At 26.5% G+C, this 18962-nt stretch carries 17 protein-coding genes; 14 read left to right on the top strand and 3 right to left on the bottom strand.

The window, feature by feature from the left end:
• The first annotated feature begins 7 nt into the window (after positions 1–7).
• The 10 genes from CCANL266_RS02880 to CCANL266_RS02925 all read left to right on the top strand — a co-directional run bounded on the left by CCANL266_RS02880 (position 8) and on the right by CCANL266_RS02925 (position 10142).
• Positions 8–1783 (top strand): hypothetical protein, encoded by a 1776-nt coding sequence (locus CCANL266_RS02880; protein ID WP_172231077.1) that lies wholly within the window; start codon positions 8–10, stop codon positions 1781–1783.
• Between the two features lie 14 nt (positions 1784–1797).
• Positions 1798–2409, top strand: coding sequence for a guanylate kinase (gene gmk, locus CCANL266_RS02885; RefSeq protein ID WP_172231080.1), 612 nt, complete (start codon positions 1798–1800; stop codon positions 2407–2409).
• Between the two features lies 1 nt (position 2410).
• A complete protein-coding gene (tatA, locus tag CCANL266_RS02890) occupies positions 2411–2623 on the top strand; it encodes a twin-arginine translocase TatA/TatE family subunit (RefSeq protein ID WP_172231083.1) in 213 nt (70 codons plus the stop codon).
• Positions 2623–4212 carry an arginine--tRNA ligase gene (gene argS / locus CCANL266_RS02895; protein ID WP_172231086.1) on the top strand — a complete coding sequence of 530 codons (1590 nt, stop codon included), beginning with the start codon at positions 2623–2625 and terminating at the stop codon, positions 4210–4212. The genes tatA and argS overlap by 1 nt, the downstream gene beginning before the upstream one ends.
• Before the next feature lie 12 nt (positions 4213–4224).
• The gene (locus tag CCANL266_RS02900) at positions 4225–5253 is read left to right on the top strand and encodes a YeiH family protein (RefSeq protein ID WP_172231089.1); all 1029 of its coding nucleotides are present in this window, start codon (positions 4225–4227) and stop codon (positions 5251–5253) included.
• Between the two features lie 7 nt (positions 5254–5260).
• Positions 5261–6199, top strand: a complete 939-nt coding sequence (locus CCANL266_RS02905) for an agmatine deiminase family protein (protein ID WP_172231092.1) — start codon at positions 5261–5263, stop codon at positions 6197–6199.
• 9 nt (positions 6200–6208) lie between these two features.
• Entirely contained in the window at positions 6209–7135 is a 927-nt protein-coding gene (locus CCANL266_RS02910) for a carbon-nitrogen hydrolase (RefSeq protein ID WP_172231095.1), read from the top strand.
• Positions 7136–7144: 9 nt separating this feature from the next.
• The gene (locus CCANL266_RS02915) at positions 7145–7351 is read left to right on the top strand and encodes an alkylphosphonate utilization protein (RefSeq protein WP_172231098.1); all 207 of its coding nucleotides are present in this window, start codon (positions 7145–7147) and stop codon (positions 7349–7351) included.
• A gap of 174 nt (positions 7352–7525) precedes the next feature.
• Positions 7526–9142, top strand: a complete 1617-nt coding sequence (locus CCANL266_RS02920; RefSeq protein ID WP_172231101.1) for an MFS transporter — start codon at positions 7526–7528, stop codon at positions 9140–9142.
• Positions 9129–10142 (top strand): HlyD family secretion protein, encoded by a 1014-nt coding sequence (locus tag CCANL266_RS02925; RefSeq protein ID WP_172231103.1) that lies wholly within the window; start codon positions 9129–9131, stop codon positions 10140–10142. Before CCANL266_RS02920 ends, CCANL266_RS02925 begins: the two co-directional genes overlap by 14 nt.
• Here CCANL266_RS02925 and CCANL266_RS02930 read toward each other — a convergent pair.
• Together CCANL266_RS02930 and CCANL266_RS02935 are read right to left on the bottom strand one after the other, a co-directional pair.
• On the bottom strand, positions 10139–11104 hold the full coding sequence (locus CCANL266_RS02930) for a cation diffusion facilitator family transporter (protein WP_172231106.1): 966 nt from the start codon (positions 11102–11104) through the stop codon (positions 10139–10141). The genes CCANL266_RS02925 and CCANL266_RS02930 overlap by 4 nt on opposite strands.
• 75 nt (positions 11105–11179) lie before the next feature.
• Complete coding sequence (locus CCANL266_RS02935; protein ID WP_172231109.1) at positions 11180–11719, bottom strand: GNAT family N-acetyltransferase; 540 nt, start codon at positions 11717–11719, stop codon at positions 11180–11182.
• A gap of 206 nt (positions 11720–11925) precedes the next feature.
• On the opposite strand from CCANL266_RS02935, the gene CCANL266_RS02940 reads away from it, so the two are divergent.
• The 4 genes from CCANL266_RS02940 to CCANL266_RS02955 all read left to right on the top strand — a co-directional run bounded on the left by CCANL266_RS02940 (position 11926) and on the right by CCANL266_RS02955 (position 17509).
• Positions 11926–14409: a hypothetical protein gene (locus tag CCANL266_RS02940; RefSeq protein ID WP_172231111.1), complete on the top strand. Its 2484-nt coding sequence runs from the start codon at positions 11926–11928 to the stop codon at positions 14407–14409.
• Complete coding sequence (locus CCANL266_RS02945; RefSeq protein WP_172231113.1) at positions 14406–15617, top strand: hypothetical protein; 1212 nt, start codon at positions 14406–14408, stop codon at positions 15615–15617. Before CCANL266_RS02940 ends, CCANL266_RS02945 begins: the two co-directional genes overlap by 4 nt.
• Before the next feature lie 64 nt (positions 15618–15681).
• Positions 15682–16587 (top strand): alpha-2,3-sialyltransferase, encoded by a 906-nt coding sequence (locus tag CCANL266_RS02950; RefSeq protein WP_172231115.1) that lies wholly within the window; start codon positions 15682–15684, stop codon positions 16585–16587.
• 82 nt (positions 16588–16669) lie between these two features.
• Complete coding sequence (locus CCANL266_RS02955) at positions 16670–17509, top strand: glycosyltransferase family 2 protein (protein WP_172231117.1); 840 nt, start codon at positions 16670–16672, stop codon at positions 17507–17509.
• Here the strand turns inward: CCANL266_RS02955 and CCANL266_RS02960 are convergent.
• Entirely contained in the window at positions 17498–18541 is a 1044-nt protein-coding gene (locus tag CCANL266_RS02960) for a beta-1,4-N-acetylgalactosaminyltransferase (RefSeq protein ID WP_244948142.1), read from the bottom strand. The genes CCANL266_RS02955 and CCANL266_RS02960 overlap by 12 nt on opposite strands.
• Between the last annotated feature and the right edge of the window lie 421 nt (positions 18542–18962).

Genomic DNA, 18962 nt, shown 5'->3' on the forward strand with positions numbered 1-18962 from the left:
TTTTATAATGAGAGTAATTTTAATAAATAATAACCCTATTATTTCAAGATTAGTTGAACGCAGTATGCAAAAATTAAATTATGCCTTTGTAGAATACGATAACACTAGTTCTTTAGAAGAGTGTGATTTGATTATTATTGATAGCAGTGTTGAAGTTAGTGTTGATGAATGTAAAAATTTTGCAAAAGAATTACTATTTATTATTGATAAAAACACAAGTATTGATGGTTATAAATATATTTTTAAACCATTTTTGCCTACTGATTTTGTAAGTTTAGTACAAGATATGTTAGAACCAAAAGAAGAAACAGATAATAAAGCAGCTCAAGAAGATATTAAAGAAGAAATTACTAATCTTGATGAAAGTAATGAAGAACTAAATATTGATGAATTAAGCGAAGAAAATTTAAATACTGATTTTGAGAATTTAGAAGAAATTACAAATCTTGATGAAATAAACGAAGATGAACAATTACAAGAAGAAATTACTAATCTTGATGAAAGTAATGAAGAACTAAATATTGATGAATTAAGCGAAGAAAATTTAAATACTGATTTTGAGAATTTAGAAGAAATTACTAATCTTGATGAAATAAACGAAGATGAACAATTACAAGAAGAAATTACTAATCTTGATGAAATAAACGAAGATGAACAATTACAAGAAGAAATTACTAATCTTGATGAAAGTAATGAAGAGCTAAATATTGATGAATTAAGCGAAGAAAATTTAAATACTGATTTTGAGAATTTAGAAGAAATTACTAATCTTGATGAAATAAACGAAGATGAACAATTACAAGAAGAAATTACTAATCTTGATGAAATAAACGAAGATGAACAATTACAAGAAGAAATTACTAATCTTGATGAAAGTAATGAAGAGCTAAATATTGATGAATTAAGCGAAGAAAATTTAAATACTGATTTTGAGAATTTAGAAGAAATTACTAATCTTGATGAAATAAACGAAGATGAACAATTACAAGAAGAAATTACAAATCTTGATGAAATAAACGAAGATGAACAAGTACAAGAAGAAATTACTAATCTTGATGAAATAAACGAAGATGAACAAGTACAAGAAGAAAATAATCAAGATAAGCTAGATATCTTAGATAAAGAACTTGATTTTAATAACATTCCTGATAGTTTTGAAGAGCTCAGTAAGGATTTTGAAGATATTCTTAACGAGCAAGACAGTAATGAAGATAAAAAAGAAGAAAGCATAGAAGAAACTATAGAAGAAAATATAGAAGAGAGTATAGAAGAAAAAGCCGAAGAAGATTTTTCAATAAATAATTTAGATGAAGAGAATGATTTATTATTAGATGAAGAGAATGATTTATTATTAAATGAAGAAGAAAATAATTTAGAAGAATTGCAAGAGTTAAGCAATGTAGATGAATTGGTACAAAAAGAAGATGTAAAAGAGTTAAATATGGCTGATAATTTTGAAGATATTAAAGAAAGAGATATAAAAATAGCTTTAGGCGAAGAAGTTGAAGAAGAAGTTGAAGAAATATCACAAGAAGATACACAATCAAGCAGTAACTTAGCAAATGAATGCGTAAGAATAACAAGAGGGGATTTTGCTGATGATTTAGAAGAAAGTAATACAAGTAATCATATTGATTTATCAGTAGATGAAAGTAGTGAGCTTGATGAAGTAAGTAAAAATGTAACTTCAGCAGTAAATGAAGCTATTGTTAATAGTACAAAAAACAATAAAAACCGCATAAAAGATATAAATATATCAATAAATATTAGTTTTAAGGATTAAGAAAGTAGTAATTAATGGCAGGAATTTTATTAATAAGTGGACCAAGTGGAGCAGGAAAAAGTACTTTGTTAGAGAAGTTAGCAAGCGAATTTGATGATTTTTATTTTTCTATTTCATCAACAACAAGAAAGATTAGAGCAGGTGAAAAAGAAGGTGTAAATTATTATTATTTAAGCCAAGAAGAATTTGAAAATGGTATAAAAAATGATGAATTTTTAGAATATGCAAATGTACATGGAAATTATTATGGCACCCCAGTAAAACCAATTTACGATGCTTTAACTAACGGAAAAAATGTAATTTTAGATATAGATGTGCAAGGTTTTAGAATAGTAAAAGATAAATTAGGAAAAGATTTTTTATCGGTATTTATAACACCACAAAGTGAAAAAGTATTAAAAGAAAGATTATATAATCGTGGTACAGAAAACGAAGAGGTTATCGCTAAAAGACTGCATAATGCAACAGCTGAAGTACAAGCGATAGGTAGGTATGATTTTTTCATTATTAATGATGATTTAGATAAAGCCTACGAACAATTAAAATTGCTTTATAAAGCAGCAAGTTTAAAAGTGTTAAACTCAAATATTAAAGAATTTATATCAAATTGGAAAAAAGGAGAATAATATGGGTTTTGGAAGTATGAGCCATTGGATTGTTATTTTAATTATTGTTATACTTTTATTTGGTGCAAAAAAATTGCCAGAATTAGCAAAGGGTGTTGGAAAAAGTATTAAGACTTTTAAAAAAGAAATGGCAGATGATGCTGATATAAAAACTATTACTCAAGATGAAAAAAGCGAGCAGAAAATAGAAGAAATAAGCGAGAAAAAAGCATAATGTTAAAGGCTATAGCTAAGGATTATATAAGTAAGGTTTTATCAATTGATATTGAGCTTGAAAGCCCTAAAAATAGAGCATTAGCTCATTTTGCTTTGCCTTGTTTTACTTTTGCAAAAGAGCAAAAAAAGGCTCCAAATATAATTGCACAGGAATTTGCTAGTAAGTTTGATAATTTAAATGATGTTTTTAGCAGCGTGCAAGCTGTAAATGCTTATGTTAATTTTAAATTCTCAGCAAATTTTTTAAATGATTTAGTGAAAAAAAGCATAGAAAATCCTAAAGATTTTGCTAAAGCAAATGATAAAAATGAAAGTTTTTTATTAGAATATGTTAGTGCAAACCCAACAGGACCTTTACATATAGGACATGCAAGAGGTGCTATTTATGGAGATAGTTTAAAAAGAGTTGCAAGGCATTTAGGCTATAAATTTGATACTGAATATTATGTAAATGATGCAGGTAAGCAAATTGATTTATTAAAAGAAAGTGTAATTTTAGCTATTAAAGATTATGTTTTAAAAGAGGAAGTAAGTTATCCTGAAGTATTTTATGGCGGAGAATATATGCAAGAATTAGCACAACTTGCTTATGAAAAATTTGCAGATAATTACCTTAATGCTGATTTGGCTAATTTTGCAAAAGATGAGATTTTAAAAGAAATCAAACAGACTTTAGCAAATGCAGGAATAGTTATTGATACTTATGTAAATGAAAGCTCTTATTATAAAAAATTACCAGAGGTTTTAGAAAAATTAAAAGTTTTAAATATGACTTATGAAAAAGACAATAAGTTATTTTTAGCATCAACAAAATTTGATGATGATTTAGATAGGGTTATAATCAAAGAAGATAAAAAAGGCACTTATTTAGCTGCTGATATTGTTTATCACGATGATAAATTAAGTCGTGGTTATGATAAAGTTATTAACATTTGGGGTGCTGACCATCATGGATACATAGCAAGAGTTAGTGCTGCTATGCAGGCTTTAGGACATAAAAAAGATTCTTTAGAAGTTATTCTTGCTCAAATGGTTAATTTATTAAAAGATGGTGTGCCTTACAAAATGAGTAAAAGAAAGGGTAATGTTATTTTATTTTCTGATGTTTTAGAATTTATAGGAAAGGATGCATTAAGATATATTTTTATTTCAAAAAGATGTGATAGCCCTTTAGAATTTGATTTAAATGATTTAAATAAACAAGATAGTTCAAATCCGATTTTTTATATCAATTATGCACACGCTAGAATACATCAACTTTTTGCTAAAGCAAATAAAAGTTTTTTAGATGTTAAAGATATTGATTTATCAAGATTAAAAGATGAAAATGCTTATGATTTATTGTTTGAAGCTTTAAGTTTGCAAGATGTTTTAGAAGATGCTTTTAATAGTAGAACTTTAAGTAAAATTTGTGATTATTTAAAACAACTTGCAGCAAATTTTCATAAACTTTATAATGAAACAAGAGTTGTTGGTAGTGAATTTGAAAATGAGTATTTAAAGATATATGCACAAATTGCAATTAGTATTAAAAGTGCTTTTTCTCTGCTTGGCATAGAGGCTTTAAATAAGATGGAAAATAAATAACTGGTTTAATAAATGAGTAATATAAAAAAAATTTATAAGAGTAAAAAGGTAGAAAGCTATGTTGTTTTAGTAGTTTTAGCGTTTTGTTCTTATGCTATTGCTGAACTATCAATGTTTAAAACATTAGGTATTTCTGCTTTAATTATCGCTGTTGTTTTAGGTGCTGTTGTTGGTAATTTTGCCTATCATAATGTTTCTTTATTAAAGAAAACAGGAGCCTTAGCAGTTTGTACTAAACAGGTGCTAAGGCTTGGGATTATTTTATATGGTTTTAGAATATCTTTGCAAGATATACAAGGCGTTGGTTTAAACGGGGTAGCTTTAGCAGCCTTTATTGTATTTTCAACATTTTTTTTAGGATTACTTTTAGGTAAGATATTAAAAATAGATTTTTTACAATCAGCACTTATTGCAAGCGGTTCGGCTATTTGCGGAGCAGCAGCTGTTTTAGCTAGTGAGAGTGTGCTTAAAGCTGGTTCAAGTAAGGTGGCGGTTGCTGTTTGTACTGTGGTTGTTTTTGGCAGTATTGGAATGTTTTTATTTCCTTTATTAAATAATATTTTTAATATGCCAAGTTATTATTTTGGTTATTTTATAGGTGCTAGTTTGCATGAGGTTGCGCATGTTGTTGGAGCTGGTTTTAGCATAGGAAGTGATGGAGCTAATACTAGTATTGTTATTAAAATGATTAGAGTTTTAATGCTTGTACCATTTTTAATAATGCTTTCTTTTTGTTTTCAAAAATCAGACTCAAATACTTCTTTAATTAAGCAAATTCCTTGGTTTGCAATAATGTTTTTAGTGGTTGTATTTATTTCTTCTACACCTTTATTAAATACAAGTTTTTCGTTAAATTTTATTAAGCCAAATATTGAGATATTAGATACATTTTTATTATCATTGAGTATGGTTGCTTTAGGAGTAAATATTAGAAAAGATATGCTCTCTCAGGCTGGTTTTAAACCCTTTTTAATGGCTATTATTTTAATGTTATGGTTGATAATAGCATCGTTTTTATATATTAAATTTTTTATTATTTAGGAAGACAATGTTTGCAGAATGGAATGAAACAAAATTTATTTTAGTGTCTTTGCCACACAAATATAGTGATTGGAATAAGTATTTAGAAGATATTACTCTTTCGTATTATAACTTTGTAAAAACTCTAGCAGAGTATGTAAAAGTAGTTTTAATACATCATTCAAGCACTGATATAAGTGAGTTTAAAAAGATTAAAAATTGTGAGTTTTTTTGTTTTGATACTAATGATACTTGGATTAGGGATTATGGTGCTATTAGTACAAAAAATGCTTATTTAGATTTTAAATTTAATGCTTGGGGAGACAAGTTTAAAAGCGAACTTGATAATTCTTTTAATAAAGAATTCTTTTCAAAATATTTTAAAAAAGATTTAAAAAGTGTTGATTTTATTCTTGAAGGCGGCAGTATTGATACTAATGAAGAATATTTGCTGACTACTTCGAAATGTCTTTTAAACGATAATCGCAATAAAAAATCTCGTTATGAAATAGAGCAAGTTTTAAAGCAAAATCTAAATATAAAAGAAGTAATATGGCTTGAACATGGAGAAATAAAAGGCGATGATACTGATTGCCATATTGATACTTTAGCAAGATTTATTAATAAAGATACTATTGTTTATAGTGCTTGTGAAGATGAAAATGATATAAATTATTTAGAGCTTAAAAAAATGGAAGAAGAGCTTAAAAAACTTCCTTTTAAATTAATTGCCTTAAATATCCCAAAAGCAAAGTATTATGAAGGTAGAAGACTAGGTTGTACTTATGTAAATTTTGTTTATGCAAACGATGCTATTATTATGCCAAGTTATGATGATGAAAACGATGAAATTAATCTTAATAAACTACAACTAGCCTTGCCAGATAAAAAAATAATAGCCTTAAATTCATTAAATTTTGTGCGTGAAAATGGCTCTTTACACTGTTCGTGTATGAATATTTTTTAAGGAGAATAGATGTTAAAAGTAGGTTTAATCTCACAAGCTTATAGTTCTGATATGAAAGCACATACAAGCAAAAAAATATCACAATTAAAAGCTGATTTAATAGTATTACAAGAATTACACCAAAGTGCTTATTTTTGTCAGGTTGAAAATGTAAATAATTTTGATTTAGCAAATGATTTTGATAAAGATTGTGAGTACTGGAGTAAGATTGCAAAAGAAAATAATGTAGTTTTAGTTACATCTTTATTTGAAAAAAGAGCTTGTGGGCTTTATCACAATAGTGCGGTTGTATTTGAAAAAGATGGCTCAATCGCAGGAAAATATCGCAAAATGCATATTCCTGATGACCCACATTTTTATGAAAAATTTTATTTTACACCTGGTGATTTAGGTTTTAATCCTATTAAAACTAGTGTTGGTTCTTTAGGTGTTTTAGTTTGTTGGGACCAGTGGTTTTGTGAAGCAGCTAGAATTATGGCTTTAAAAGGTGCTGATATTTTAATTTATCCAACGGCAATTGGTTGGCTTTATGAAAATAAATTAAGCGATAATGAAGAAATCAAACAAGCACAGCTAAATGCTTGGTTAAGCGTACAAAGAGCACACGCAATTAGTAATGGTTTGCCTGTTGTTGGAGTAAATCGTGTTGGTTTTGAGAGTGTAAAATTAAGTGGAAATTCAAGCATTTTACAAGATGAAAAAATACAAAATAATGCAAAAAATGATGATTTAGATAATGGAATTTTATTTTGGGGAAATTCTTTTGTTTATGATGCACAAGGAAAAGAACTTTTTAAGAGCAATGAAGATGATGAAGTATGTGCTTGTGTTGATGTTGATTTAGAGCATTCAAAAGAAGTTAGAACTTGGTGGCCTTTTTTAAGAGATAGAAGAATTGAGCATTATTCTGATTTATTAAAATTATATTGTGATTAAGGAGTTAATATGAAAGATAGTAACAATACACCATTACAAGCAGGAGATAATGTAACTATAATTAAAGATTTAAAGGTAAAAGGAGCTTCAAATCCTTTAAAAAGAGGAACCCTTGTAAAGAATATTAAAGAAGGTAAAAGTGAAAATGAACTAGAAGCAAAAATACCTGGCTTTGGTGTTATAGTTATTAAAACTGAATTTGTAAAAAAAGCTTAATTTTTAAGATAAAAGTCTTATTTTTAAGACTTTTTAATTTTAAATTCTTATTTTTTAGATTTTTATATTTTTAAAAAATATTTAAAAAAAAATTATTTAGAAATTATATAATTTTTTTCCTTAGCGTATTTTAAAGCTTATTTTATTTTCAATCATTTTTTTAAGGAGATATGTATGAAGAATAATCTATCATCATATTATTTGCCAACACAAATGCCTATGTTTGCTGGTTCTCCTGGTTTTCCAAACATTTCTAATGCTAAGAAAAGATTGTATTTTATTGCTTGGCTTATTATTGGAACTTGTGCTGGAGTATTAGCTAACTTTATCCCTGCAAACACAGCCGCATTTGCATCATTTTTACATTTAAATTCTATGCAAAGTGCATTATTAGTTGGGATATATTTTATGTTTAGCACTTGGGCTTCTTTACTGCTTTTTAAACTAAGGCAGCATTTTGGAGTGCAGTTTTTTGTAAAATTTGTTATATTTTTTTTAAGTATTAGCGTTTTAATGCGTATTTTTTTAGAAGATAGTTTTGCTAATGAGCTTGTTATTAGAGCTATTTATGGTTTTGTATGCACATCTTTAAGTGTTATTAGTATTTTTTATGCAGGGCAGTTTTTGCCAAGGGAAAAAAGAATGCTAATGCTTTTGCTAGGTTTGGGCTTAATTCAGCTTGGCTTACCATTAGATAGGCTTATTAGCTCTTATTTGATTTCTGATTTTGATTTAACTTATATTTTTATTTTGGAATTAGTACTTAGTATTTTGTGTATTTTTATGCTTAAAATTACTTCTTTGCCACCTAGTTTTATGGCTTACGAATTGCATTTGAAAAATCTTTTTACATTAATTATTTTTGCTTTATCTTGTATGTGTTTTACCTTAGCTTTATCGCTTATAAATACTATTTGGTGGGATAATGAGCTTGTTTTTAAACTCTTTAGTTTGGCTTTATTTTTCTTAGCATTGTTTATTTTTTTAGAATTCATAAAAAAAGAACCTATGGTAAATGTGAAATTTTTAAGCAAGGTTGATATTATTAAAATTATTATTTTAGCAGCTTGTATGAGGATTTTTTTAGCAGAACAAAATATTAGCACTAGCGGTTTTTTTATAAATACGCTTTCTTATTCTGATTATCAATTAAGATTTTTATATTTATATATTTTCTTAGGTTCATTAAGCGGATTTATTGCTTCGTATTATACTTTAAAGGGTTTTAATAGGTTTTCTTTGCTAGTTTTTATTTCTTTTTTAATTTTAAGTCTTGCTTCATTTTTGTGTGCAAATTTAAACCCATATTCAAAGCCTAGTGATGTTTATTTAGGGCAATTTTTAATATCTTTTGCAGGAATATATTTTATGACCCCGCTTTTAATTGATGGAATTATTAAGGCTATGGCAAGGGGAGTTACTTATTTAGTATCTTTTTCTTGTATTTTTTCCTTTGCGCAAAATATCTTTGGCTTGCTTGGTTCATCTTTTGTAAATTATTTTTTAATTTATAAAAGTAAAATTATTTCAAGCAATATAATTACAAATTCAAGTAATTTTAATCAAGATTACATAAATAAATTTGCAAATGCAAATGCTTATAATGAAATGTTTTTAATTATTAGCGTATTTTCTTTTTTGGTTTTTTTGTTTTTATTTTTAGAATGGTTATTTTTTAAGCTTAAAAAGAAAAATCCAAATGCAAGAGAATTGCAAATAATTATGCAAAAAGTACAAAAAAGAGTAGTAGAAGAACAAAAATTATTAGGAGAAAAGAATGAAAAAATATAATTTATTAGTAATATTAGTTTTAGTTGCATTTATTGCGCTTAGCATTATATTTGTGCTTTTTTCTTTTGATGTTTTAGAAGTTAAAAAAATTAGTACGCAAAATGCTTATGTAAAATCAAATAGCGTTGATATTTACTCAGCCTTAAATGAAAAAATTGTAAAAATAAATGTTAAAGATTTTCAAAAAGTAAAAAAAGATGAACTTTTATTTGTGCTTGATTGCAGCGATTATCTTGAAAAACAAAATATAGCAGAAGCAAAAATGAATATAAAAAATGAAAGCTTAAATAAAATTGCACAAGATAAAAAGTCAATGCAAATACAAATTCAAGAAAAAGAAATTAATTACAAAGTGCAACAATCAGTGTTTAATAATGTTAAAAATGAGTATGAAAGAGAAAGTAATTTATTTATAAAAGGCGCTATATCAAAACAGCAATTTGATAATCAAGAATTATTGTATGAAAAAGCAAAACTATCTTTAGAGCAAGCAAAACTTGCTTTAGAACAAAGCAAGATTGATTTTGAAAGTTTTATTTTAAGTGAAAATATTGCAAAGCAAGAATTTTTAAGCGCAAGAGCTGAATTTGAAATTAGTAAAAATTTAAGTTCAAAATGTGAGATAAAAGCACCTTTTGATGGTACTTTAGGAGAAATAAATTTAAGCATTGGAGATTATGCAAATAAAAAATTCTCAAGAATAATTAGCGATGAAAAATATATTATTGCAAATATCAAAGAAACAAATATAAGCAATTTAAAAGTAGGACAAGAAGTTAGCTTTAGTGTAGATAGTTTAAAAGGTCTTCATTTTAGTGGTGTTATAGCTGATATTGCACCAGCTACAGGCAGTGCATTTTCTGATACTAAAATAGACAATTCAATAGGAAATTTTATAAAAATAACTCAAAGAATTCCAGTAAAAATTAATATTACATCAAAGGATACCACTTTATTAAAATCAGGAATGAGTGTTAATGTAAAAGCCAATAAATCTTAGCTATTAGCTAAGATTGGCTGCATTGTAATATGCCCTATATTAAATTTTTCTAAAAGCTCTTTTGAAAGTTCTTTGTAAAGCTCGTTAAATTCAGCAATGCTTGTTATATTTACTTTTATATGTAAAGTTGCAACAAACATCTTATTTGTAATTTCTATAATATGCAAATCAATCACATCTTGTACTTGCTCGTGAGATAAAATCAGTTCTTTAATGCTTTTTACATCTACAGGAGAGCTTTCAAGTAAGATATTTACACTTTGTTTTAATAATTTTATTGCCCATCTTAAAAGTAAAAAAGAAAGTATTAAAGCCAAAATTGTATCAATATAATAAATCTTAGTAAAATACACAATCACTCCGCCAATAATAACAACCAAAGAACCAAGCAAATCGCTCATCATATGCAAAAATGCCGATTTCATATTAACATTATCTAAATTAGCTCCTTTAAACATCATAAAAGCATTAATAGCATTAACAAAAAAGCCCATAATTGCAACAATAATCATAGCCTTTACATCAATATTTTCAGGGTTAAAGAGCTTGTAAATACCTTCATAAATAATAAAAAGTGCAGATAAAATAATAGTTAAAGCATTGATAAAAGCTACTAAAACCTCAAGACGAAAATAGCCAAAAGTCTTTTGCTCATCTTGAAATTTTTGCGTTGCGATAATAGCTAAAAAACTAAGCCCTAATGCAAAAACATCAGAAAACATATGTAAAGTATCACTTAAAAGCGCTAAAGAATTTGAAAGAATTGAATAAATAAATTGCACAAGCATCATCAAAAAAGTCATCGTTAAAGAGATTTTTAAAATCTTTTTATCCATACTCCTTGCATCTGCGTGATGATGGTGTTCGTGATGATGTTCGTGAGTATGCTCGTGATGGTGTTCGTGATGATGACAGCTATGTTTATTAGCTAATAAAGGCTGATGTGATAAAAAACTATGCATTTTTCTTCCTTTTTTCTTTTTATATTATAAATGATAATTAAATAAATGATAATAATTTTTATGATTATACTAATTTTAGCCTTTTACCATATATAAATATTTATGCCCGTGAAATTCTTTGTATTTATTAAAAACAAAGCCTAAATTTTCATAAAGTTTTTTAGCTTTGTGATTATTTTCTTCTACAATAAGGCTAAGTTTTTTATTATCTTTTTTTGCAAGATTGTAAGCATAGAGTATAAGTTTTGTTGCAATGCCCTTGCCTCTAGCACTAGGGCAAACACCTATGCTATCAATATAATAATCATTTTCGCATTCTTTTAAAATAGCAGCTTTTTTGCGTTTTTTTGCATTTTCATTTAAGGCTTTATCTAAAAAATCAGCCTTAGCTCCATCGTAAAGACAAAGTGCTGCTAGTATTTGATTTTCTTCTTCATAAACAAAGATATTTTCATAACTTAAGCGATTATTTTTTTTAAGAAAAAAATCACTTAAAAGCTCTAAAGCTTCGCTTTCATTATCAGCAGCGCTAAGATTTAAAATAAATTCATTCATAGCAAGAGCTAATAAGCTAATAACTATTTTTACATCTTCTTTTCTTGCTTTTCGTATCATTTTTATCCTTTTTATTATTATAAATAAAGATTACTATATTTTTATATGTATTTATTATTAGTTATTATTTTTATTTTTTTATATAATTATTATTTTATTATTATTTAATATATAAATTCAAAATATTTATAAATAAAATATTTACTTAAATTCATTTAGTTAATATAAAATAACACTTTTACATCAAATTAATTAAAGGATTGTTAATGTTAAGAAAGTTTTGCTTAGCTATTAGCTGTTTAACTAGCTTGTTTGCTAGTGGTACTTGGTCTTTTGGTGAGATAGCTGGTTTAAGAGAGCTTTACGGAGTTAGTGGTGATCGTATGCGTGGCGTTTTTGCTATAAATTGGAAATCTGATTGGAATGTAACTGCTTTTCCAAATTACTACCCAAATCCTACAGGAGCTTTAAGAACTAATCTTATGGAATATAAAATAAATGGTCTAGAATTAAGAAACCCACATATTGGCGGTGCTGCAGGTATTGTTGGTATAAGTGATTATGCTATGAAAAATTCTCATCACGCTGATAATATAAATTATGATGAAGATATATTTTTTACTATGACGCTAGGAAGAGATAGAATTCAGCGTAATGAAAATGGTACTTTAAAAATGCAGTATGAATCAACCTTTGGTCAAGGAACAGTTGGCCCTGAAATATCAAGGCAATGCCGTGCTTTAGGTAGGCTTTATAATTATTTTGGTTTAGAGCCTTATGCAAAGCTTGAAAATGGTGAAGGGGATTTAGGTTGTACTAGTATTTATAGATTTAATTTAACTAATGATTGGAAAGAATATGTACATGTTGAAGCCTTTGTAGAATTGGGGCATTTTTCTAATAATTTTGTAAAATCTGATGTGGTTAAATTTAGCAAAGATGATAGTGCTTTAAAAGATAGTAAAACTTATGGATTTAAAAATTACAAGCACCCAAATTCTAAAGCGGAAATGAGAAAATACAATGAAGTTGATAGGATTTCTCCTGAACTTTATACATATTTTACTACAGATGCTTTTTCAACTCTTGATAGAGCGCAAGCTTCTTTTTATGTAAAAACATTGCACAAATGTAAGCAAAGGGTTTTATACAAAATAGAAGTAAAAAGAATTAGCATTCCTGGTAGCAATAGAGATTATACTATTTTTGATTCTTATCCTAGTGCAGGTAAGCAAAGATGTGAAAAAGCTTGGTATGATTTTACTTGTACTGGAGAAAAATCAGACTACGGTAACGGCAATGACCAAAGTGATTATTGTGCTAGTAAAAAATACCTAAATAAATACAAGGTAGATAAAGAACAAACTTGGTGGGACTTAACTAAATCTTGTTTTGATATGGATGGAAAATATTGCGATGAAAGAAAACAAGCTTGCAATTGTGTAAGGGCAACTTGTACTGGAGATACTTTAAGCTGGGTAAATGATTCTTTAGTTTATGATAATCATCCATTTGATGCTTATGTAATTCCTGATTATAGACACGGAAGAAGTGAATTATTTTACTTTTATGTACTGCAAGATAGAAAAATAGGTGGCGATGATTGCTTACCAAGCCCTGAAACTATGATTACAAGTAGCTTTATTAGCGAAAGCCCAAGAGATAATCAAAATGTAAATTATACATACGGTGCAAAAGAAGATGATAAAATTGAAGATATTTATACCTATGTTGATGATGGTAAAGATAACAAAGATATATATTTAAAAATATATGCAAACAAGGGTGGGAGCAAAACTTTTAAAACAAGCAAAGACCCATTTACAGTAAAAAATGAAAGTTATTTTTCAATAGATATGGGAGAAAATGCAAATTACAATTATTACATTCAAAAAGATTGTACAGATTTTAAAGATAAAGATTGTAAGTATGTTGATGCTACAAAATCTAGTGAATATAATCCTAGTTTGCAATCAACTCAAGGCTTAACTTATAAACAAATATGCAAAATGGCACAAAAATCTTATGGTTTAAAAGAAGGAAGCAGCGAGGCTTTATCGCTTTGCGACCCTGATGATGCAAGTAGAATTTATGAGATATTTTTTAAATACAATAATGCAATTTTACATATTCCTGATTTAAAATTACCTACAGAAAAAAATAAAAGAGTGGTTGATGAAGATTTTAATAGAAGGAATTTTAAAATACGCTTTTATCGTTCATATAAATATGTAAATACTCAAGCAGATGAAATAAAGCATAGACCAATTACCATAAGACCAGCAAGTTATGAAGCAAATGCTTCTGTTTGTGAAGTCTTTAATACTAGTAATTGTGGCGGTAAAGAAAGTAAAAAGCTACAAACAACTATATATGATAATGGAAACTACTATGTAAGTGCATTTAAATATAGAGTACTAGATAGCAGCTCTAAAACACCGTATTATTTTGACGCAAATGCTGATGATGTAGCGGTTAGCTTTGAAAATCCTATTATTGTTGATTATAGATTTTCTTTTGTAACTCAAAATGCGGTAATTCCTTTTGTAAGTGCAAATTCTGCAGCTTTAGCAATAAAAGATGACCATATTAAAAAATATCTTCTTGATAATAATTACGAAGATGCGAATGCAAGTTGTATAGACAATGATGATTATTTAGCCGTATCTTTAGATAAAGATAATATTACAAAAGCAAATACAAGAACAAAGGCGAATAATTATAAATTATATTTTGTCAAACTCCTATGAGTAATATTTTAAATTTTAAATATTCTAATGTTAAATATGATTTAAATCAGCCTAAAGATAATGTTGATAAGAATGCAAAGGTTAATGTAGTAATTATTAGCAATATAAAAAAAGATGATACAAGTAAATATAATGATTATAGATTACACCCAAAAATAAAAATAAGTACTAATAATAACAATGTTGTTAAGTATTTTAATAAAGATTTAAAAGCAAAATTAACCTTGAATTTTAATAAAAACATTGATTATTCTAAACTAAAAGTTGTTTCAAATAGCAATAATGATTTTAGTGAAGATATGGGCGCAGGTGTAAAAACTGAATTTTCAATTGCAAAATATATTGTAAATGCAAGTGAAATTGAGACTAAGGCAGGAGATGATGCTAACTCGGTTGTGGTTTTATTTAAGTTAAGTGCTAATGATTTAAATAAGCCTTATGATAATATGTTAAATGACATTGCAAAAGATAAAACAACATATTATTTAATAAATCACAATGAATTAAAACCTTATGCAAGAATAGAAAAATATGCAAATGTTATTAGTTTAGAGGATTTTATTCCTTATGCAGCAGCTAATGAAAATTCTTATGAAATTCCATTAGCAATAAATTACAAAGAAACTCAAGCAAAGCCATTTATTTTAGAAAATGCTAAATTAGAACTTTTTAATGAAGATGGCAGTGAAGTGAAATTTGATAATGTTGCTTTAGAAAGTTCAAAAAATATTACCTTAAATACAATGTTTGCACAAGCAACACCTGTTTTTAAAGACCAAAAATCGTTAGGAAATACTATTTTTGTGCAAACAGGCGATGTAAAATTAAGATGGCTTGATGGTGTTTATAAAGATTTTTTATATATTATAAACAACGATAAGGATTTTAACTTTGTAAGTTACGCTAAGTGCATTGGTGCTAAAAATATGGTAGCTACACCTTGCTTTAGAGTTGTAAATGGAGAATATCCAGGTTTATCTTATGATACAGAGTTTATTTCTGATTATGGTATGAAAATAACAAAATGCAAAAGCTTAGCAGGAAGTAATTGTGTAAAGGCTAGCAAGGGTGATAATTTAGAAGGTATAAAGCTAGAGCTTGTAAATTCTAATACAAAAGATGCTGCTTATGTAAAAGATACAGTACATTGCTATGGCGGCGAGTATAATTGTAATACTAATTTTACAATTGAAAGAATTAAAAACTAACAATTATTAAAAGAAAGTTATTATTATGACTTTCTTTTAATTAATAAAATTAAAAAGGCTTATTTTGAAAACAGTAATAATAGCAGGCAACGCTCCAAGTTTAAAAAATATAGATTATGCTAAATTACCAAAAGAATATGATGTTTTTAGATGTAATCAATTTTATTTTGAAGAAAAATATTATTTAGGTAAAAATATAAAGGCGGCGTTTTTTAACCCCTTTGTATTTTTTGAACAATATTATACCTGTTATCATTTAAAGCAAAGACAAGAATATAATATTGAAAATATATTTTGCACCTTATTTAATTTGATTAATATTGAAAATGAGCATTTTATAAATAATTTTTATTCTTGTTTTCCTGATGCGATAAATGCTTATGATTATTTTAAAAAACTAAAGAATTTTGATGCTTTTTGCAAATTTAACGAACTTTATTTAAACAATAGAATAACACAGGGGATTTATATGTGTGCTATTGCTATTGCTTTAGGATATAGTGAAATTTATCTAGCAGGAATTGACTTATATGCAAATGGGGGGGGGTATGCTTTTAATACAAAAAAAGATAATTTATTAAAACTCGCTCCTAGTTTTAATGATGAAAATTCTTTATATCTATCTCATAATGCTAATTTTGATATTTTAGCTTTAGAATTTTTAAAAAAAGAATATAATGTTAATTTTTATTCTATATGTAATGACAGTCCTATTAACGATTTTGTAATAAAAGCTAGTGTTAATAATAATAGTTTTAATTTAGAAAACAAAAAAGAAGCTTATATAAATGATATTATTTTGCCAAGTAAAGAAGCTTATGATAATTTTTATGTGATATTAAAGAAAAATAAAGAAGAAGTCGTAAGTAATATTAAGTTAAAAGATAATATTTATTACAAAATATTTAATGATTTTTTTAGATTACCAAGCGATATTAAGCACTACATAAAAAGCAAGAAAATTAAGTAAATAAAAAGCTTGTTTTTTATATACTTCTTTGCTTAAAGGAGTTTTGATATGAAAAATCATATTTACTATTTTGGACTAGCTTATGCCTAAAATATCAATAATTATGCCAACTTTTAATGTAGAAAAATATATAGCAAGAGCTATAAAAAGCTGCATTAATCAGACTTTTAAAGATATAGAAATAATAATAGTAGATGACTTAGTAAGTGATAATAGTATAAACATAGCTAAAGAATATGCCAAAAAAGATGAAAGAATAAAAATAATTCATAATGAAAAAAACTTAGGCACCTTTGCAGCAAGAAATGCTGGAGTAAAAGCCGCTGGGGGGGGGTATTTACTATTTTTAGATCCTGATGATTATTTAGAGCTTGATATTTGTAAAATCGCCTTAGAAAATATTTGTGATTGTAATTTGTTATCTTTTTCTTATGTAAAAATTGATAATAATAATTACGAAATATTTTCAGCTAAATGGAAAGATTATAATTCTTATTTAAAACTTATAAAAAAGAAAAAATTTACACCTTGGAATTTATGCAATTTAATTGTAAAAAAAGATTTTTATATACAAAAAATAAACTCTTTTAGCAGTGAAAGATTACTATTAGCTGAAGATATGCTTGTGTTTTCATTTTTAGTTGATTGCAAGATGAAGGCAATTGAATATGTAGGTTATTATTATGTGATTAATTCAAATTCAATTACTTGCCTTAATAAAATAGAAGATAATCTTAAGCAGTATGAAAAAATTTTAGAGCTTATTAATAATTCTAATATTGAGCAAAAAATTAAAAAATACTATTCTTATTTTCTAAATAACTCAATTTTAGATTGTAAATATAAGCTAAATTTAATAAATATAATACATTATAAGCTAGTTAAATTTGTATTTTATTTACAAAAAAAATTAAGATTTTAAATTAGCAAAATTAAAGAGTTTGTATTTATTTAAAATCTCTTCTTCATTTAGCATTCTTTCATCAATCTTTGTACCTAAAAGCTCTTTATGCCTTTCTTTAAATTCATCTAGGCTAAGCCAAGTATCATCTTTTTGTATTTGTCTTGATTTTTTTATAAATGGAAAATGTAAATTAGTTAATTCGCTTGAGAAGATGCGTTTATCCTTTAAACGCAAAATTTCATAAGAATAAATATTTTCATACTTATCTTTATCGCTAGGATTAATTTCTGTCCAATTACCAACATTACTAAGCATTGCTTCTTCCCATTCTAAGTTATTGTTTTTTATAAGCCAGTGATCAAGCACATCAATGTAATAATTAGGCACCACATAAACTTTATTTTCATAAACAGCCACATTTAGCCTTGCAATACTTACAAGGTCGTTATCTTTTTTAGCTAAATAAAAAGAAGAAAAAAGCTTTTTAGCATCATAAATATGATCTACATCAATCTTAACAAGCCACTGCCCTTTAGGAATAAAAGAAGCCGCCCAGTTATAATAAGAATAAAGTTTGTTTTCTTCATTTTTAGGGTTTTGTATTTGTACATTGTAAGGATATTTTTTAGGAATAAAGCTTGGATATTGTTTGCAAAATTCTAAGATTATTTCTTCGCTTTTATCATCACAATCGTTGTAGGCTATAATGCCCCTTTGAATGGCAGGTAAAATACTTTCAAGCGACGCTCTTAGCGTAATATCTTCGTTTTTAACCCTAATATACGCCCAAGGATTTAAGGCTGAATTTTCATTTTTAGCCTTTTTATCATAATCAAAATATCCTTTATGCCCCCCCCCATAGATATTTTTATTAATATTTATAAAATATTCGTTACTTAAGTCTTTTATAAAATTATGTACATATTTTGGTAGATATTTATTAACTTCATCGCAAGTGATTTGAATAGAGAAAATTTTTTCTCTAACTTTTCTTCTTATTTTTTTTGAAGGTATAAAACAACAAAAAAATTTAACAATATAAGTTTTCAATTTTAATCCTAAGATATTTTTATAAAAATTATATCTTGTTTATTTTAAATAAATAATATATAGAGGAAAAAAATGCCTAAAATATCAATAATTATGCCAATTTTTAATGTAGAAAAATATATAGCAAGAGCTATAAAAGCTGTAAAGATATAGAAATAATAATAGTATAAACATAGCTAAAGAATATGCCAAAAAAGATGAAAGAATAAAAATAATTCATAATGAAAAAACTTAGGCACCTTTGCAGCAAGAAATGCCGTAATAAAAGCCACTAGGGTATATATTTAACAGTATTTATAAAATATTTTTTAATAAAATTAGACAAAAATTATTTAAATTTAGATTAAAGATAATTGAGTTTCAAAGATTTTTTTATTTAAAGTTATAAATTAATACTTATAAAATATAATTTTCTTATTTT

It is taken from the genome of Campylobacter canadensis (genome assembly GCF_013177655.1).
In the GTDB taxonomy this organism is placed as follows: Bacteria; Campylobacterota; Campylobacteria; order Campylobacterales; family Campylobacteraceae; genus Campylobacter_E; species Campylobacter_E canadensis.

Excerpts from the sequence above, each read along its gene's own strand:
- CCANL266_RS02880 (WP_172231077.1), top strand. The coding sequence starts at position 8 with ATGAGAGTAATTTTAATAAATAATAACCCTATTATTTCAAGATTAGTT.
- gmk (WP_172231080.1), top strand. The coding sequence starts at position 1,798 with ATGGCAGGAATTTTATTAATAAGTGGACCAAGTGGAGCAGGAAAAAGT.
- tatA (WP_172231083.1), top strand. The coding sequence starts at position 2,411 with ATGGGTTTTGGAAGTATGAGCCATTGGATTGTTATTTTAATTATTGTT.
- argS (WP_172231086.1), top strand. The coding sequence starts at position 2,623 with ATGTTAAAGGCTATAGCTAAGGATTATATAAGTAAGGTTTTATCAATT.
- CCANL266_RS02900 (WP_172231089.1), top strand. The coding sequence starts at position 4,225 with ATGAGTAATATAAAAAAAATTTATAAGAGTAAAAAGGTAGAAAGCTAT.
- CCANL266_RS02905 (WP_172231092.1), top strand. The coding sequence starts at position 5,261 with ATGTTTGCAGAATGGAATGAAACAAAATTTATTTTAGTGTCTTTGCCA.
- CCANL266_RS02910 (WP_172231095.1), top strand. The coding sequence starts at position 6,209 with ATGTTAAAAGTAGGTTTAATCTCACAAGCTTATAGTTCTGATATGAAA.
- CCANL266_RS02915 (WP_172231098.1), top strand. The coding sequence starts at position 7,145 with ATGAAAGATAGTAACAATACACCATTACAAGCAGGAGATAATGTAACT.
- CCANL266_RS02920 (WP_172231101.1), top strand. The coding sequence starts at position 7,526 with ATGAAGAATAATCTATCATCATATTATTTGCCAACACAAATGCCTATG.
- CCANL266_RS02925 (WP_172231103.1), top strand. The coding sequence starts at position 9,129 with ATGAAAAAATATAATTTATTAGTAATATTAGTTTTAGTTGCATTTATT.
- CCANL266_RS02930 (WP_172231106.1), bottom strand. The coding sequence starts at position 11,104 with ATGCATAGTTTTTTATCACATCAGCCTTTATTAGCTAATAAACATAGC.
- CCANL266_RS02935 (WP_172231109.1), bottom strand. The coding sequence starts at position 11,719 with ATGATACGAAAAGCAAGAAAAGAAGATGTAAAAATAGTTATTAGCTTA.
- CCANL266_RS02940 (WP_172231111.1), top strand. The coding sequence starts at position 11,926 with ATGTTAAGAAAGTTTTGCTTAGCTATTAGCTGTTTAACTAGCTTGTTT.
- CCANL266_RS02945 (WP_172231113.1), top strand. The coding sequence starts at position 14,406 with ATGAGTAATATTTTAAATTTTAAATATTCTAATGTTAAATATGATTTA.
- CCANL266_RS02955 (WP_172231117.1), top strand. The coding sequence starts at position 16,670 with ATGCCTAAAATATCAATAATTATGCCAACTTTTAATGTAGAAAAATAT.